Genomic DNA, 598 nt, shown 5'->3' on the forward strand with positions numbered 1-598 from the left:
TCTATCTTTTCGAAGCGGGGGCCAGCAAGGGCGCGATGGTGGCGCGGGAAACCGGCGTCACCCCTGCCACGCGCATGATGCGGGACAATCATTACGGATGGTTTGAAAAAGTCGACAAAGGCATATATGGCCTTACCCCGACGGGGGCCGAAGCGGTCCAGACCGCGGGTCGCCTGCTAGGCAGCGACTAGACCGGCAATACCATCGCAATTTCTCTTATTTGCCGTGTTGACAGGTTCAGCGCCTATCCCTAGCTATGCGCCATTAGCACTCAGTGAGGTTGAGTGCTAATGACTGAAAGGCCCCAGCCGGGGGCGCAGTCGATTGGAAGTAACTTTGAGCCTCAAGGAGCTGCAAAGATGGCATTGAAACCGCTTCATGACCGCGTGCTGGTACGTCGCACCGAAAGCGAAGAAAAGACCAAGGGCGGTCTGATCATCCCCGATTCCGCCAAGGAAAAGCCCTCCGAAGGTGAAGTCGTTGCCTGCGGCGATGGCGCCCGCAAGGACAGCGGCGAACTGATCGAGATGGCCGTGAAACCCGGTGACAAGATCCTGTTCGGCAAATGGTCCGGCACAGAAGTCACGCTGGATGGCGA

The 598-nt window shown here is 58.0% G+C and carries 2 protein-coding genes; both read left to right on the plus strand.

The window, feature by feature from the left end; genetic code table 11:
- Positions 1–191 (plus strand): DUF2161 family putative PD-(D/E)XK-type phosphodiesterase (locus A3764_RS20815; RefSeq protein WP_236628276.1); only part of this gene is annotated, 191 nt, incomplete at its 5' end.
- Between the two features lie 168 nt (positions 192–359).
- Positions 360–598: co-chaperone GroES (locus A3764_RS20820; RefSeq protein ID WP_067952052.1), on the plus strand; the 239-nt coding region annotated here is incomplete at its 3' end.

The sequence above is a fragment of the Sulfitobacter sp. HI0129 genome (assembly GCF_001635395.1).
Taxonomy (GTDB): domain Bacteria; phylum Pseudomonadota; class Alphaproteobacteria; order Rhodobacterales; family Rhodobacteraceae; genus Sulfitobacter.